This window comes from Pseudomonas juntendi (genome assembly GCF_009932375.1).
Classification (GTDB): Bacteria; Pseudomonadota; Gammaproteobacteria; order Pseudomonadales; family Pseudomonadaceae; genus Aquipseudomonas; species Aquipseudomonas juntendi.
On sequence record NZ_BLJG01000216.1, the window covers coordinates 1 to 14,090 of the forward strand.

Annotated in this window: 17 protein-coding genes; 7 read left to right on the forward strand and 10 right to left on the reverse strand. The window is 65.3% G+C overall.

Annotated elements, in window-relative coordinates; translation table 11 throughout:
• The 6 genes from GYA94_RS22230 to GYA94_RS22255 form a co-directional block, all read right to left on the reverse strand.
• Nucleotides 1–343: MFS transporter (locus GYA94_RS22230; protein ID WP_255326974.1), on the reverse strand; the 343-nt coding region annotated here is incomplete at its 3' end.
• A gap of 168 nt (nt 344–511) precedes the next feature.
• On the reverse strand, nt 512–1,330 hold the full coding sequence (aroE, locus tag GYA94_RS22235; protein WP_110679860.1) for a shikimate dehydrogenase: 819 nt from the start codon (nt 1,328–1,330) through the stop codon (nt 512–514).
• Nucleotides 1,327–2,559, reverse strand: coding sequence for a CaiB/BaiF CoA transferase family protein (locus GYA94_RS22240; protein ID WP_029886073.1), 1,233 nt, complete (start codon nt 2,557–2,559; stop codon nt 1,327–1,329). The genes aroE and GYA94_RS22240 overlap by 4 nt, the downstream gene beginning before the upstream one ends.
• A complete protein-coding gene (locus tag GYA94_RS22245; protein ID WP_029886074.1) occupies nt 2,556–3,011 on the reverse strand; it encodes a MaoC family dehydratase in 456 nt (151 codons plus the stop codon). The genes GYA94_RS22240 and GYA94_RS22245 overlap by 4 nt, the downstream gene beginning before the upstream one ends.
• Nucleotides 3,008–3,406, reverse strand: coding sequence for a VOC family protein (locus GYA94_RS22250; RefSeq protein WP_110679862.1), 399 nt, complete (start codon nt 3,404–3,406; stop codon nt 3,008–3,010). Before GYA94_RS22250 ends, GYA94_RS22245 begins: the two co-directional genes overlap by 4 nt.
• Nucleotides 3,403–4,350, reverse strand: a complete 948-nt coding sequence (locus GYA94_RS22255; RefSeq protein WP_161893116.1) for a ketopantoate reductase family protein — start codon at nt 4,348–4,350, stop codon at nt 3,403–3,405. Before GYA94_RS22255 ends, GYA94_RS22250 begins: the two co-directional genes overlap by 4 nt.
• A 92-nt stretch (nt 4,351–4,442) precedes the next feature.
• Here GYA94_RS22255 and GYA94_RS22260 point away from each other — a divergent pair, with 92 nt between their 5' ends.
• The 3 genes from GYA94_RS22260 (at nt 4,443) to GYA94_RS22270 (ending at nt 6,603) form a co-directional block, all read left to right on the forward strand.
• Nucleotides 4,443–5,390, forward strand: a complete 948-nt coding sequence (locus GYA94_RS22260) for a LysR family transcriptional regulator (protein WP_161893117.1) — start codon at nt 4,443–4,445, stop codon at nt 5,388–5,390.
• 74 nt (nt 5,391–5,464) lie between these two features.
• Nucleotides 5,465–6,055: a biliverdin-producing heme oxygenase gene (locus GYA94_RS22265; RefSeq protein ID WP_161893118.1), complete on the forward strand. Its 591-nt coding sequence runs from the start codon at nt 5,465–5,467 to the stop codon at nt 6,053–6,055.
• 173 nt (nt 6,056–6,228) lie between these two features.
• Nucleotides 6,229–6,603, forward strand: coding sequence for a hypothetical protein (locus GYA94_RS22270; RefSeq protein ID WP_255326973.1), 375 nt, complete (start codon nt 6,229–6,231; stop codon nt 6,601–6,603).
• 25 nt (nt 6,604–6,628) lie between these two features.
• Here GYA94_RS22270 and GYA94_RS22275 read toward each other — a convergent pair whose 3' ends face one another.
• On the reverse strand, nt 6,629–6,784 hold the full coding sequence (locus GYA94_RS22275; protein WP_110679867.1) for a DUF2986 domain-containing protein: 156 nt from the start codon (nt 6,782–6,784) through the stop codon (nt 6,629–6,631).
• A gap of 191 nt (nt 6,785–6,975) precedes the next feature.
• Between GYA94_RS22275 and GYA94_RS22280 the strand changes: the two genes are divergently transcribed.
• Entirely contained in the window at nt 6,976–8,727 is a 1,752-nt protein-coding gene (locus tag GYA94_RS22280; protein WP_161893119.1) for a phosphoethanolamine transferase CptA, read from the forward strand.
• A gap of 30 nt (nt 8,728–8,757) precedes the next feature.
• Here the strand turns inward: GYA94_RS22280 and GYA94_RS22285 are convergent, their stop codons facing one another.
• Together GYA94_RS22285 and GYA94_RS22290 are read right to left on the reverse strand one after the other, a co-directional pair.
• Entirely contained in the window at nt 8,758–9,483 is a 726-nt protein-coding gene (locus tag GYA94_RS22285; protein WP_029886081.1) for a hypothetical protein, read from the reverse strand.
• 79 nt (nt 9,484–9,562) lie between these two features.
• Entirely contained in the window at nt 9,563–9,865 is a 303-nt protein-coding gene (locus GYA94_RS22290) for a DUF3077 domain-containing protein (RefSeq protein WP_009685125.1), read from the reverse strand.
• A 191-nt stretch (nt 9,866–10,056) separates the two neighbouring features.
• Here GYA94_RS22290 and GYA94_RS22295 point away from each other — a divergent pair, with 191 nt between their 5' ends.
• A complete protein-coding gene (locus GYA94_RS22295; protein WP_029886082.1) occupies nt 10,057–10,680 on the forward strand; it encodes a glutathione S-transferase family protein in 624 nt (207 codons plus the stop codon).
• A gap of 15 nt (nt 10,681–10,695) precedes the next feature.
• Here the strand turns inward: GYA94_RS22295 and GYA94_RS22300 are convergent, their stop codons facing one another.
• Nucleotides 10,696–11,874, reverse strand: a complete 1,179-nt coding sequence (locus GYA94_RS22300) for an MFS transporter (RefSeq protein WP_029886083.1) — start codon at nt 11,872–11,874, stop codon at nt 10,696–10,698.
• 96 nt (nt 11,875–11,970) lie between these two features.
• On the opposite strand from GYA94_RS22300, the gene GYA94_RS22305 reads away from it, so the two are divergent.
• Nucleotides 11,971–12,870 carry a LysR family transcriptional regulator gene (locus GYA94_RS22305; protein WP_161893120.1) on the forward strand — a complete coding sequence of 300 codons (900 nt, stop codon included), beginning with the start codon at nt 11,971–11,973 and terminating at the stop codon, nt 12,868–12,870.
• A 66-nt stretch (nt 12,871–12,936) separates the two neighbouring features.
• Entirely contained in the window at nt 12,937–13,914 is a 978-nt protein-coding gene (locus GYA94_RS22310) for a D-2-hydroxyacid dehydrogenase family protein (RefSeq protein ID WP_054905655.1), read from the forward strand.
• The last annotated feature ends 176 nt before the right edge of the window (nt 13,915–14,090 follow it).

Genomic DNA, 14,090 nt, shown 5'->3' on the forward strand with positions numbered 1-14,090 from the left:
AGCGCGATGAACCTTTTTTCTCGGTGGTGCGCAACACCACCAACCGCCCCACCGGAACCATCAGGGCGCCGCCGATGCCCTGCAACACCCGTGCAGCCACGAAGGCTTCCAGGCTGGCGGCCAGCCCACACAGCAACGAAGCGGCAGTGAACAAGGCGATAGCCCCGGCGAACACCTGGCGCGGGCCAAAGCGCTCGGCGAGCCAGCCACTGAGCGGGATGAACACCGCCACGGCCAGCAGGTAGGCACTGATACCGATGTTCAGGCTGACCGCGCTCTGGCCGAAGTCGCTGGCCATTTGCGGCAGCGCGGTGGCAATGACGGTGGCGTCCAGGTTCTCCATGAAGAACGTGATGGCCACCAGCAAGGCAATGCAGGTGGTCTGGCGCGAGCGCTGGGCGGCTGCCGGGTGGGCCAGGGTGCCAGGGCGTTGCGTTGGCTGCCCGGTCATGGGCAACCGAGCCGCCGTTCGTGGGCGCGGAGCTGCACGGGCACGTTGGCAACCATAGGCCTACTCCAGCGGGATGGTCAGGCGATCGATCACGGCACCGGTTTCGGGGCGCACCCCGCGCCACCAGGCAAACGCCTCTGCCGCCTGCTCGACCAACATGCCCACACCATCGGCCAGGCGCGCCACACCTTGTTCACGGGCCAGGCGCAGGAATGGCGTAAGGCCTTTGCCATAAGCCAGTTCGTACGCCAGCCGGGTATTGGCCAAGGCCTCGGCAGGCAGCGGTGGCAACTCACCGACCAGGCTGGCAGAGGTGGCGTTGACCACGATATCGAAAGCCTGCCCCGGCAGTTCTTCGTACCGGCTGATACGCAGCCGCGGGTGATTCAGCTCATTGCGCAGCGCCACGGCCTTGGCCATGTCGCGGTTGACGATCACCAGCTCGGCAGGGCCGGCCTGCAGGAACGGCAGCAGCGCCCCACGCACCGCGCCACCCGCCCCCAGTACCAGCACACGACGCGCATGCAGCGGCTCCCCGAGGTTGACCTCGATATCGCGCAGCAGGCCAATACCATCGAAATTCTCTGCCACGATGCCGCCGTTCTCGAACTTCAGGGCGTTGGCTGCGCGGGCCAGTTGCGCCCGTTCGCTGCAGCGCTCGGCCAGTTCGAAGGCGCGCAGCTTGAACGGTGCCGTGATGTTCATGCCCTGCCCGCCCTCACCGCGGAACGCCAGCACCTGGGCCTCGAAGCCCTCCAGCGACCCCTCGATTGCGCCATATTCCAGCTGCTGGCCACAGGCTTGGGCGAACAGCCCGTGGATCAGCGGAGACTTGGTGTGGTTGATCGGTCGGCCGATCACTGCATAGCGGTCGCTCATCGTGCCTCTCCATGGGTGAACAGCACCCCGTCTGCCTGCATGGCGGTGATTTCTTCGGCGCTGAAGCCAAGCCCGGCGGCGACTTCGGCGTTGTGCTGGCCCAGGTCCGGGGCCACCTGGTGGATGGTGGTGTCGCAGTCGGAAAAACGGAACGGCAGGTTGGGCAGGCGCAGTGTGCCATAGCGCGGGTGATGCTGTTCGACGACCATGTTGCGCGCCTGAATCTGCGGGTCGGCCAGCACCTCGTCGATACGCTGTACCTTGGCGCTGGGCACGTCGATGGCATCGAGCAAGGCCAGGATAGCCGCCACTGGCCGCGCGCCCACCCAATCGCGCACCACCGCCAGAATTGCCTCGCGGTGGGCATTGCGGCCATTCACGCTGTGGTAGCGGCTGTCGCTGGCAAAACCTGCCGGGCCACCATTGGCTTCAAGCATGCCGGCAAAGCGCCGCCATGCGTCATCGACCTGGGCAGCGATCACCAGGTCGCCGTCGGCGGCACGGAACACCCCATACAACGTCGAGGTGGGCATGTCATGGCCGGTCTGCTCGGGCAGTACGGTGCCGTTGGACAGCGTGAAGCACTGCACCGCGTACTCATGCATCGACACCAGCGTGTCGTACAAGGCCATGTCGATGTGCTGGCCACGGCCACTGCTGACGCGCCCCAGCAAGGCGGCATTGATGGCTGCCACGGCGTGGATGCCGGTGTACATGTCGCCCAGCGAAATGCGCAGCAACGGCGGTGCTTCGCCCGGCACGCCAACCATCTGCATGATCCCGCTCTTGGCCTCGGCGATCAGCCCGAAGCCGGCACGGTGTGCGTCCGGCCCCGTGTGGCCATAGGCCGAAATCGAGCAGTACACCAATCGCGGGTTGCGCGCCGCCAGCTCGGCATAGCCCAACCCCAGCTTGTCCAGCGCGCCCGGCCGGTAGTTTTCGATGAACACGTCGGCCGAATCGGTCAGGCGCTGCATGAAGGCCTTGCCCCGTGGGTCCTTCATGTTGACGCTGACGCCCTGCTTGCCCATGTTCAGTTGCAGGAAGTAACCGCTTTGCTGGTCATCCAGGGTGAACGCGTGCTGGCGACCGGCGTCGCCGCTGCCTGGCCGTTCAACCTTGATCACCTCGGCGCCCAGCGCCGCCAGGCAACGCCCTACATAAGGCCCGGCAAGAAAATGGCTGTAGTCGATGACGCGGATACCCGCCAATGGCAATGCCTGGCTCATGCTGCCCCCTTGCACGGCACCATCAGCCGGTGCTCGCCGCGTTGCACGACCTGGCCGTGCTGGTTGATCAGCTCCGACGGCAGGACCACGATGCCCCAACCCGGGCGGCTTTTACTCAGGCGCATCGCGCCAACGCGCATGCGCACATGCAGCACATCGTCGACCTTGATCGGCAACACGAAGTCCCAGGTCCAGCCCAGTGACATGCCCGGCACGAAGCGGTAATCGCATTGGGTCTTCAAGCCATCGGCGATCGACAGGCCGAACAGGCCATGGGCAACCAGGCAGCCAAAGTGGCTGGCATTGGCATACGCCTCATCGACATGCACCGGGGTATGGTCACCGGTCAGGTCGGCATAGGCCAGGATGCGTTCGCGGGTGACGGTGTAGCTCGGGCTGATGCATTCATCGCCCTCGCGGGCGTCGTCCCAGTACTTTTCAGTCACGCTCATGGCTGCACCTGCGCACGTGGGTTGATAGCCAGCGCCTGGGCCACCGCCGCCTTGGGCAATGCCTGGATGAACTCCACCGCCAGGCCGTCGGGCAAGCGCAGCCAGTTGCGGCCCTGCGGCATTGCACTGACGCCGAAACGCTGTGCTGCCGCCAGCACCGCCTCCAGGTCTTCGCACATGATCCCCAGGTGCGCCATGCGCCCTTCAGGCCCTGCAAAGTCGGGCTGGTGGATGAACTGCAGGCCGCCGAGGGTCCAGTACTGGGTCGGCTGCTCGGGGTCACCCTGCGACTCGCGCAGGGTCATGCCGCACACCTCGCTGAAAAAGCGGATATGCCAGTTGATGTCACGCACCCAGAAGGCGACGTGTTCGAGGTAGGCTTTCGGCTGGCTCATGGGTTGTCCTTGTTCTGCTGGTCGGCCATCGCGCGTTCGATGCCTTTGATACACGCCACCAGGGTGGCGTTGACGGGGGTGGCGACGCCGTGGCGCTGGCCCCAGCGCACGACGGAACCGTTGATGAAGTCAATTTCAGTGATCGAGCCTTTTTCCAGGCTCTGCAGCATCGAGGTGCGAAAGCTCGCCGGCAGGCCTTCGGCGGCCAACTGCCAGGCTGCCTCGGGGCTGGTCAGGCTCAGGCGGATACCGGCGCGCTCGGCCACCGCGATCGCTTCGGCAACGGCCGCCTTGGCGGTGCTCGCCAGCAGCGGCTCGCTGTACAGCTGGCCATAACTGAGCCTGGTGATGGCGCTGAGCGCACCGGTGGCGACGTTGACCAGCAGCTTGTCCCACATGGTGCCGAGGATGTTGTCGCTGACCGTGGTGGCCAGGCCGGCACCGTTGAATACCTCGGCGATAGCCTGCACGCGGGCGCTGCGCTGGCCGTCCAGTTCACCGATGTAGGTCTGCTTGCCGGCCACCCCGGCGCGGATCGCCCCCGGGGCCAGCAGCACGCCGCCGACATAGGTCTTGCCAGCCAGTACCCGCTCGCGCCCGGCCGCCTGCGCCAGGATATCTTCGTGCCCCAAGCCGTTCTGCAGCGACAGCAGCAGCGTTTGCGGGCCCAGAAGCGCCTTGGCCCCGGCGATCGCCTCGGCGGTGTGGAACGACTTCACCAGGACCACCACCAGGTCGGCCCCCCCCACCTCATCGGCGCACGTCGCCGCATGCACGCGGACCTGGCGCTGGCCGCGCTCATCCTGCACCTGCAGGCCGTGCTGGTTGATGGCCTCGACATGCGCACGGCCTCGGTTGAGCAGCCAGGTTTCATGCCCGGCTTCGCTCAAGGCCGCGCCGATGGCGCAGCCCAGGGCGCCGGCACCCAGAATGCAGATTTTCAAATCGCAGACCTCCGTGGTTTGCGATCACCTTATGCAGCCACGCTTATTAGCGCTATACAATGCAGCAAATAGACCCATTGAGATTTGCAATAATGACCACTGCCCCGGTACTGCCCGAACCCAAGCTGCTGCAACTGTTCGATGTGCTCTACCACTGCCGCAGCGTTACCCGCGCCGCTGAACAGCTGGGGCAGAGCCAGCCGACCATCAGCATCTGGCTGGGCCGCCTGCGCGAACAACTGAACGACCCGCTGTTCGTGCGCACCCCTGGGGGCATGGCGCCCACCCCACGCGCCGACCAGTTGATCGGGCCGTGCCGCGAAGTCCTCGAATCACTGCGCCGGCTGGCGGCCTGGGAACCGCAGTTCCAACCCGCTACCGCACAACGGCGCTTTCGCCTGTTTGTGAGCGACGCCAGCCACATCACCTTGCTGCCCAGCATCCTCAACCACGTGCGCAGCCACGCGCCCGGCATTCGCCTGGAGGCGGTACGCATCGATGGCAATAGCGAAAGCGCGCTGGAATCGGGTGAAGCTGACCTGGCGATCGGCTTCGTACCGTGGCTGGGCGGTGGCATGTACCAGCAAGTGCTGTTCGACCAGGACTGGGTGTGCCTGAGCGCGCGCGGGCACCCGCGCCTGGCCGGCGGCCTGAGCATGGCCTGCTACCACGCAGAAGGCCATGTGCAGATCAGCGCCGGCACCGGCCAGAAGCTGCTGGAAACGGCACTGGCGCGGGCCGGCATCGAGCGCCGCATCGTGCTGGAGCTACCGGCGTTCCTGGGCCTGGGCATGATCCTCGGGAGCACCGACCTGATCGCCACCCTGCCCCGCCATATCGGCCAGACGTTGGCCGACATGCATGATTTGCAGGTGCACGACTGCCCGTTCGCGGTCGAGGGTTTCACGGTCAAGCAGCACTGGCACGCCCGCTACCACCAGGACGGGGGTAACCGCTGGTTGCGCGCAGTGGTCCATGGGCTGTTTGCCCGCGACGGCTCAGCCGGCTCGCGCAAGGGCTCCAGCCGGGTAGGCGCCTGACACCGCGCAACGCTTGCTGCTGGCCGGGGTGGCAAGCATGATGGGCGCATTACGTTCATGCCACGGATATGCCGATGACCGCAGCACCCCCCTCTGTTTCGCAGCCAGGCCGCTGCCAACGCTTGAAAGCGGCCAGCAGCCGCGACCATGACAGCGTCGATCAGCTGGTCATGGCGGCACGGCCTTTTGAGAGCCGCGAGCGCTACGGCCGGTTCCTGCAGGTGCAGCATGGTTTTCATGGCAGCCTGCTGGCGTTGTATCAGGACCCGCAGCTCAACCGGCAACTACCGGGGCTGTCGGCCTTGTCACGGTTTGCCGCGGTGCAGGCCGACCTGCTGGACCTGGGCCTGCCCGCGCCACCGCCACCACCTGCGGTGTGCGCCAGCCCGGCGCAGGCGTTGGGCTGGCTATATTGCAGCGAGGGGTCGAACCTGGGGGCTGCGTTTCTGTTCAAGTACACCCAACGCCTGGGCCTGGGTGAGGGTCAGGGCGCCAGCCACCTGGCCCCGCACCCTGATGGCCGTGCGCTGCATTGGCGTGAGTTCGTGGCCCGTGTGGACGCCCTGGCGCTGGATGAACAGCAAGAAGCCGAGGCGATCACCGGCGCAATTGCAGCGTTCGAGCATTACCGCAGCCACCTGCGCGCAGTGTTTGCCGAACGCTGATCCGGTTTGGGCCGCGCGGGTTGCTTGCCGCATAATTGTACAAGTTATTGCTGCAGCGAACTTTTTCCTGGTTACTGGTCTATGAGAGTGGCACAGAACGGGCACGGCAGGCGAAGCAGCTTGCCTCACCCCTGGCCTGATAGCTCAATTGTGATCAGAGGTGGGCTTCGCTCATGAAAATACAAGTCGCCAGGTGGATGCTGTTCGGTCTGTTCTCGCTTGCAGCAGCGGGCACGGCTTCGGCCCTGCCACTGAAACCGGTCGAGGTCGCGGCCCCGGCCGTTCAGCCAGCGTTGCCTGCGGCCAGCAACCCTTGGTCGAGCGTGGCCAGTGCGGCCGCTGTTCAGCCGGCGACCCTGCTGGCCCATGATGACCACCGCTGGCACGACCACAGGGGCGACTGGCGCCGCGAGCAGTGGCGCCGCGAGCAGGCCCGGCGCGACTGGGAGCGGCGACGTGACTGGGAACGCCGCCGGGATTGGGAGCGCCGCCATGAGCGGGCGATGCACCAACGCCACTATGACGAGCACCGGCACTACCGCCGCTGAAGCCGACCCATCGGTTGCTCGCGCTTCAGTCAGCCTGGGGTGGGACAGCCCCCACCTCTTCTGTTTCCAGCTTCAAACGGTCAGCCTTGCAGATGTACCTGGGCTTGCGCGGCGCGAGTTTGGCGCTGGCTTTCTTCTGGTGCGCCTGCAACAGCTGCTTGATCTTCTTACGACGGTTCATGGTCCACACGGCCTTTGAGTACGGTTTAGCGGCCGCCATCATACCCGTGCAAGCAACCCGCTGCGCAGCGGGCTACGACCAAGGCCCGATGGCTGCTCGCCTTGACGTTATTTTCACAGCCCACAGATTAGCGTCACGCCCTTTCCGGCCACGCACACAGTTGCGGGCTACCAAGGTACGACGAGGCACACGTGTCACACACCACTTCCCCTTCCCGCGTGGACTGGGCCGGCCTGGGCTGGCTCTTGCTGTTCTTCTGGTATTTCTCTGGCGTCACCCAGGCATTGCTGCTGTTCAGTGGCACTACCGGTTTCTCGGGTTTCCGTGATGCGTTCTTCCTCAGCAGCCTGTGGCTGGCCCCGGTGCTGCTGCTGCCCCGCCTTACCCGCGCCACTGCGGCGCTCGTCGGCCTGCTGCTGTGGGCTGCTTCGCTGGTTGGCCTGAGCTATTTCGGCATTTATCGCCAGGAGTTTTCGCAGAGCGTCATCTTCGTGATGTTCGAGTCCAACACCGCCGAGGCCGGTGAGTACTTCAGCCAGTACTTCAGTGCCTGGCTGGGCCTGGCGTTGCTGCTGTACACCGTGGGGGCAGTATTGCTGTGGCGCCGCGTGCGCCCGGTCTACCTGCCGCTGCGCAGCCGCCTGCCAGTGGTGGTGCTGTTGGTGGCAGCCAACCTGGTGCTGCCGTTCTACAAGCAAATGGTCACCCAGGAGCGCAATTTTGCCGATGCGCTGGAAAAGGTACAGCAGCGCATGGAACCTGCTGTGCCTTGGCAATTGCTGGTCGGCTACCGCCAGTACCGCCAGCAACTGGACAACATGCAGGCGCTGCTGGCGCAGAATGCTGCCCTGCCGCCCCTGCAGAACCTGCGTGACAACAGCGGTTCGGCACCGCGCACGCTGGTTCTGGTGCTGGGTGAATCGACCACCCGCGAGCACATGCACTTGTATGGCTACAACCGTGACACCACCCCCAACCTCGACGCGCTGGCTGCCAACGACAAAGGGCTGACCGTATTCCGCGATGTGGTGTCACCCCGCCCCTACACCATCGAAGTGATGCAGCAGATTCTGACCTTCGGCGATGAGCAGGCCCCGGACCGGTTCCTCACCGACCCCTCGCTGATCAACCTGATGAAACAGGCAGGCTACAAGACCTTCTGGATCACCAACCAGCAAACCATGACCAAGCGCAACACCATGCTCACCACCTTCTCGCAGCAGACGGACGTGCCGGTGTACCTGAACAACCAGCGCAACCAGAATGCCAGCCAGTACGATGACGTGGTGCTCGCGCCGTTCGAGAAGGCCCTGCAAGACCCGGCCCCCAACAAGTTCATCATCGTGCACCTGCTGGGCACCCATATGGACTACCGCTACCGCTACCCGGACGCCCATGCCCACTTCACCGACAAGCAGGGCGCACCGAGTGCACTGACCGATGACCAGGTGCAAACCTACAATTTCTACGACAACGCAGTGCGCTACAACGACTTCGTGGTGTCGAGCCTGATCAAGCGCTACGCTGCCGGCAGCCCGAATGGCTTCCTGGTCTACCTGTCCGACCATGGTGAGGACGTATACAGTTCTGGTAACCACGACCGGCTGGGGCGCAACGAAAGCGCGCCGACCCGGCCGATGTACACCATCCCGTTCCTGGTGTGGACCTCACCCAGCTGGCAGGCCCAGCACCCGCGGGACCTGCAGGCGATGGCCAAGCGCCCGTACAGCAGCTCGCACCTGATCCATACGCTGTCGGACCTTGCCGGTTTGAGCTACGACGGCTTCGAGCCGGCCAAGAGCCTGGTGAGCGCGCAGTTCCTGGCCGCGCCGCGCTGGATCGGCGACCCCTACCGCAAAGACGGCTTGCACCCGTTCGATCAGCTGCCTGGGGGCAAGGCAGCGGGCGAGCAGCAGACGGCCAGCCGCGAGGTTCAACAGTAAGGCAGGCGCCTGGGCTCTGCGGCGCAGCGCCTAACGCTGCGCTGCGCGGCGCGCCAGCAGCGCGTAACCCAGGCCCAGCACGCCCAGCGCCAGTACCACCAGCAGCCCCATGAGCTCGCGGCTGTAGCGGGCCACGGTTGCCGGGAAGCCGATCACTTCGTGGTACACCTGCACATTGGCTGCGCCGTCGGCATGGGTAATGCTGACGCCGCCCTGGCGGATCTGGGAATAATCGGCGTCGAAATACACCCACACCTTGCACCGGCTACCCGGCTCGATGACAGGGATGTCCACTTGCGCGGTAGCCTGCTCCAGCAGTGTGTCGTTGCCAGCAGCATCGCGCACCTGCACCAGGCCTTTGCCTGGCAGGCGCACTTTGACCTGGCGCACCGGCGCATCGCCACTGTTGTGCAGCTCGATGAGCAAGCCGGTACGATGGTCCACCAACCCCGCTTCGAACGGTTTGGCGAACAGCTGGGCGTACGGCAACTGAGCCAGTTCGACCAGGCGCTCGACCTGATCGTGGCTCAACTGCCCCTGGCTGATGCTGTTGATACGCCCCTGCAACTGCTCATACTTGAGCTGGTCGCTGGCTTTGCTGATGCGCTCGCTGAACTGGCCAGGATAGGTGAGGTAGGCATACGTCAGTGACGCTTCCAGCCGCGGGTTGCCCCTGAACAACGCGTAGGCGGCCGACAGGACCATCAGGCCAACCAGCACCGCGACCAGGAGCTTCCCCACCTTGTCCCAACTCAATGCGAACCTCCTTTTGAGGTGATGCAGACGATTCAAACCGCCCAAGGGTGCCAAGTTCATGGCCCCCAGGCAACCCTGTCTACTCGATGCCCTCCTTCTCGCGCGCCTGGCGCATCTGCAGCAGCTGGCCATCGACCAGTGCCTTGGCCATGCCCGCCAGGTAGAACGTGGCCTTGATCATCACCTTGCGGTCACTTGGCCGGTCGATGGCCTTGCGCGTGATTTCAGTAATGCAGCCCATGATCGCCGAGGCTTCCGTTAGCGCGGTTCGTATCGGCAACTGCGGCCGCATGTGCACCAGTTCGGCATCGGGATGGCCGAAACGGCTGGCCGCCGCCACCACATTGAGCGTGTTGTTGTCTTCGGGGGTGTCGTTTTCCATGTTCATTCCTCGGGGGGGTGAGCGTGCCGAGACTAGGCGGCGGCCTGGGCCACCACAATGACCTGGGCCTGGAACGGCTCATTTTCGGAAATGCCCTACAAAGTTACCGTGCAGAACCCCCTTGCACCCTGCCCCTTGACCGAGACCGGGCAGTGGCGGACGATCAACCACCCCCATTCAGGACGAACATCATGCTACGGATATTGGGCAGAGCTTCTTCCATCAACGTGCGAAAAGTCCTGTGGGCCTGTGCCGAATTCGAGGTCGCTTTCGAACGCGAAGACTGGGGTACGGGCTTCAAGGCCACCGACACCGCGCAATTCCTGGCATTGAACCCCAACGCCATGGTTCCGGTGATCCAGGATGGCGACTTCACCCTGTGGGAGTCCAACAGCATCATCCGCTACCTGGCCAACCGCTATGGCGCCACCGCGTTCTACCCCGGCGAAGCACAGGCACGGGCCAGGATCGACCAGTGGATAGATTGGCAGGCGTCAGACTTGAACCGCGCCTGGAGCTACGCCTTCATGTCGCTGGTCAGGCATTCGCCCGCCCACCAGGACCCTGTGGCGCTGGCGGCGAGTTGCGCGGACTGGGCGCGTTACATGCACATCCTCGACCGGCAACTGGCCGCTACCGGCGCCTACGTGGCCGGTGCCCAGTTCACCCTGGCCGATATTCCTATCGGCCTGTCGGTCAACCGCTGGTTCGAAACGCCGTTCGAGCACCCGCACCTACCGGCTGTGCGCGATTACTACGAGCGCCTGAGCGAGCGCCCGGCTTACCACCTGCATGGCCGTAACGGCACCCCGTAAAGCCCCCCGGCGCGGTCAGCCTGGCACATTGCACTGTGCCATGGCCGCCGCCCGGCCACGCCAGGCAAACAGCAGCACCAGCACCAGGCCCAGCGCCGCCATCGCCGCCCCTGCCAGGGCAATCGCCGCGTAGCCCAACCCCACGTTGATCACCGCGCCGCCCAGCGCCGCGCCGATCGCATTCCCCAGGTTGAATGCACCGATGTTCACCGCCGAGGCCAGGTTGGGGGCATCCTTGGCAGCTTCCATCACGCGCATCTGCAGCGGTGGCACCAAGGCGAAGCTGGCCGCGCCCCAGACCAGGATCGCCAGTGCCGTGGGCAGTGGCCAGTCCAGTACCAGCGGGAACACCAGCAGCACGGCAATCAGCACCGCCAACGACAGGATCAAGGTGCGCTCGACCGAGCGGTCCGCCGCCTTGCCGCCCCACACGTTGCCCAAGGTCAGGCCGACACCGAACAGCACCAGCATGGCGGTGACGAACGTGGTGGACGCGCCAGCTTCGTTCTGCAGGATCGGCGCAATGTAAGTGAACACCGTGAACATGGCGCTGGAGCCCACCACGGTCAGCAACAACGCCGCCAGCACCGGCCCCCGCACGAGCACGCGGATTTCGGCCATGGCCCCGTCGCCTTTGGGCGAGGGTACGTTCGGCAGTGCATACCACAGCGTGGTCATCGCGATCAGGCCAAGCCCGGCGATGCCCCAGAACGCCGTGCGCCAGCCCAGCATTTCACCAAACCAGGTGGCCAGCGGCACCCCGCCGATGGTGGCCAGTGTGAGGCCCATGAACATCGCTGCCACCGCCCCGGCACGCTTCTCGGGCGGTACCACGCTGGCGGCGACGATCGAGCCGATGCCAAAGAACGCGCCGTGGTTCAGTGACGTGACCACGCGGGCAACCAGCAGACTGGCGTAGTCACTGGCCAGTGCCGACATCAGGTTGCCCAGAGTGAAGATCGCCATCAGGCCGATCAACAGGTAACGCCGCGGGATCCTTACCGTGGCCAGGGTCATCAGCGGTGCGCCGATCAGCACGCCGAGGGCATAGGCACTGACCAACAGCCCGGCAGCAGGTATGGAAACGCCAAGGTCAGTGGCGATACTGGGCAACATGCCCATGGGGGCAAACTCGGTGACACCGATGCCGAAGGCACCGATGGCAAGTGCGACCAGAGGTGGATTGATACGCATGGCAAAAACTCCTTGGCTATGCGGCAAATGCTACGATCTGCTTCCCTGGCGCACTAGACAGCCTTTTTGCCAATCACCTTTGCTTACGAGGCACAAATGGACTTCAGCGGTAGATCCGGTGAAATGGCGGTTTTCGCCAAGGTGGTGGACGCGGGCAGCCTGTCTGCCGCCGCCCGCGCCTTGAACCTGACCCCTTCGGCGGTCAGCCGCATTCTCGCCCGCACCGAGCAGCGCCTGGGCACCCGCCTGCTGCTGCGCACCACCCGGGCCCTGACCTTGACCCCCGAGGGCGAGGCATACCTGCGCGGCGCGCGGCGGGTGCTGGCCGACCTGCAGGAAGTCGAGGATGCGATCGCCGACCAGGGCGTGCCGCGCGGGCGCTTGCGCATCAGCGCCGCGCAAGGGCATGCCCGCTTGACCGTGGTGCCGCTGCTGGCGGCGTTCAGCGCGCGTTACCCGCAGGTACTGGTCGACCTGACCATCAGCGACGAGGTGGCCGACATTCACGCCGGCCAGGCCGACGTTGCACTGCGCTTTGGCCACCTGCCCGACAGCTCGCTCAGCGCCCGCCCAATTGGCGAAACCGGCCAGGTGGTCGTGGCCTCGCCCGAGTACCTGGCGCGCTGCGGTACGCCGCTGGTGCCTGAAGACCTGGCCGGCCACAACTGCCTGCACTTCAACTTTCGCCGGGCCGTAGCAGACTGGCCGTTCCGCCGCGACGGCGAGGTCTTTGCGTTGAAGGTGCGGGGCAACATCGAATGCAGCAGCGGCGAAGCACTGGCACAGCTGGCCAGGCTGGGGGCAGGCGTGGCTCGCATCGGCACCTTCACGGTGGCCGATGACCTGGCCAGCGGGCGCCTGCTTCCGCTGCTGGAAGCCTACAACCCTGACGACCGCGAGCCGATCCATGCCGTGTTCGTGGGCGGGCCGTCGATGCCGGCGCGGGTGCGGGTGTTCGTGGATTTTCTGGTGGAGCAGCTATCACCCCCCTTGTAGGCACTTGAACGCAGGTCAGGTTGGGGTATCGTGGGTCCCCCATAGTACTGCCAGGGCTCGACCACCATGCGCATTGTCATCCCCGACGACTATCAGGACGTGATCCGTACCCTCGACTGCTTCAGTCGCCTGCACGGGCACGATGTCCACGTACTGCATGCCCCCCAGCCAGCGACGCTCGAGCAATTGGCAGCACGCTTTGCCGACGCTGACGCGCTGGTACTGACCCGCGAACGCACCCGCATTGACGCCGCCCTGCTCGATCGCCTGCCAAGCCTCAAGCTGATCAGCCAGACCGGCAAGGTCTCCAGCCACCTCGACCTGGCCGCCTGTACCGCCCGGGGCATCGTGGTGACCGAGGGCCGGGGCTCGCCAGTCGCCCCAGCGGAGCTGGCCTGGGCGCTGATACTCAATGCCCGCCGCCAACTGGTGCCGGCCATAGATGCCTTCCGCCAAGGCCACTGGCAAGTCAACCTGGGGCAGGCACTGGCTGGCCAGGTGCTGGGTATCTGGGGCTACGGCAAGATCGGCCAACGCCTGGCCCGCTATGCGCAGGCGTTCGACATGCCGGTGCTGGTGTGGGGCAGCGACAGCAGCCGGGCCGCCGCCGCGGCGGATGGCCACCGGGCCGCGGCGTCACGCGAGGCGTTTTTTGCCGAAGCGGATGTTGTCAGCCTGAACCTGCGCCTGTCCGAGCAAACCCGGCACCGGGTGACGTTGGACGACCTGACACGCATGAAGGAGGACGCCCTGCTGGTGAACGTGAGCCGCGCGGAACTGATTGCCCCAGGGGCGTTGCTGCAAGCGCTGGATACAGGCCGGCCAGGTTACGCGGCGGTGGATGTGTACGAGCAGGAACCGGTGCTCGACCCCGGCCACCCCTTGCTGCGCCACCCGCGTGTGCTGGCCACGCCCCACCTTGGGTATGTGGAAAAGACCGGCTACGAGCTGTATTTCGGTGATGCCTTTGACAATGTGCTGGCGTTTTTCGGGGGGGCACCGCAGAACGTGGCCAACCCGCAGGTGCTGGCAGCAGGGAACTGAGTGTTTGCCGGCGGATATGCAGCGCCTGTGAGACCGAGCGCCGCCCGCGCGGCGCATCGCGAGCTGCGCTCGCTCCTACGTTTGTTTCGGGCCAGTAACGCCTGTGACAGGCGCGCGCGGCCGCCTTGTTTGTACGGCGCGATATTGAGGCATGCGCCAAGGCGTTCGCGCGCAAA

Coding starts and splice junctions, on each gene's coding strand:
- aroE (WP_110679860.1), bottom strand. CDS start 1,330: ATGAGCGACCGCTATGCAGTGATCGGCCGACCGATCAACCACACCAAG.
- GYA94_RS22240 (WP_029886073.1), bottom strand. CDS start 2,559: ATGAGCCAGGCATTGCCATTGGCGGGTATCCGCGTCATCGACTACAGC.
- GYA94_RS22245 (WP_029886074.1), bottom strand. CDS start 3,011: ATGAGCGTGACTGAAAAGTACTGGGACGACGCCCGCGAGGGCGATGAA.
- GYA94_RS22250 (WP_110679862.1), bottom strand. CDS start 3,406: ATGAGCCAGCCGAAAGCCTACCTCGAACACGTCGCCTTCTGGGTGCGT.
- GYA94_RS22260 (WP_161893117.1), top strand. CDS start 4,443: ATGACCACTGCCCCGGTACTGCCCGAACCCAAGCTGCTGCAACTGTTC.
- GYA94_RS22265 (WP_161893118.1), top strand. CDS start 5,465: ATGACCGCAGCACCCCCCTCTGTTTCGCAGCCAGGCCGCTGCCAACGC.
- GYA94_RS22270 (WP_255326973.1), top strand. CDS start 6,229: ATGAAAATACAAGTCGCCAGGTGGATGCTGTTCGGTCTGTTCTCGCTT.
- GYA94_RS22275 (WP_110679867.1), bottom strand. CDS start 6,784: ATGAACCGTCGTAAGAAGATCAAGCAGCTGTTGCAGGCGCACCAGAAG.
- GYA94_RS22290 (WP_009685125.1), bottom strand. CDS start 9,865: ATGGAAAACGACACCCCCGAAGACAACAACACGCTCAATGTGGTGGCG.
- GYA94_RS22295 (WP_029886082.1), top strand. CDS start 10,057: ATGCTACGGATATTGGGCAGAGCTTCTTCCATCAACGTGCGAAAAGTC.
- GYA94_RS22300 (WP_029886083.1), bottom strand. CDS start 11,874: ATGCGTATCAATCCACCTCTGGTCGCACTTGCCATCGGTGCCTTCGGC.
- GYA94_RS22305 (WP_161893120.1), top strand. CDS start 11,971: ATGGACTTCAGCGGTAGATCCGGTGAAATGGCGGTTTTCGCCAAGGTG.
- GYA94_RS22310 (WP_054905655.1), top strand. CDS start 12,937: ATGCGCATTGTCATCCCCGACGACTATCAGGACGTGATCCGTACCCTC.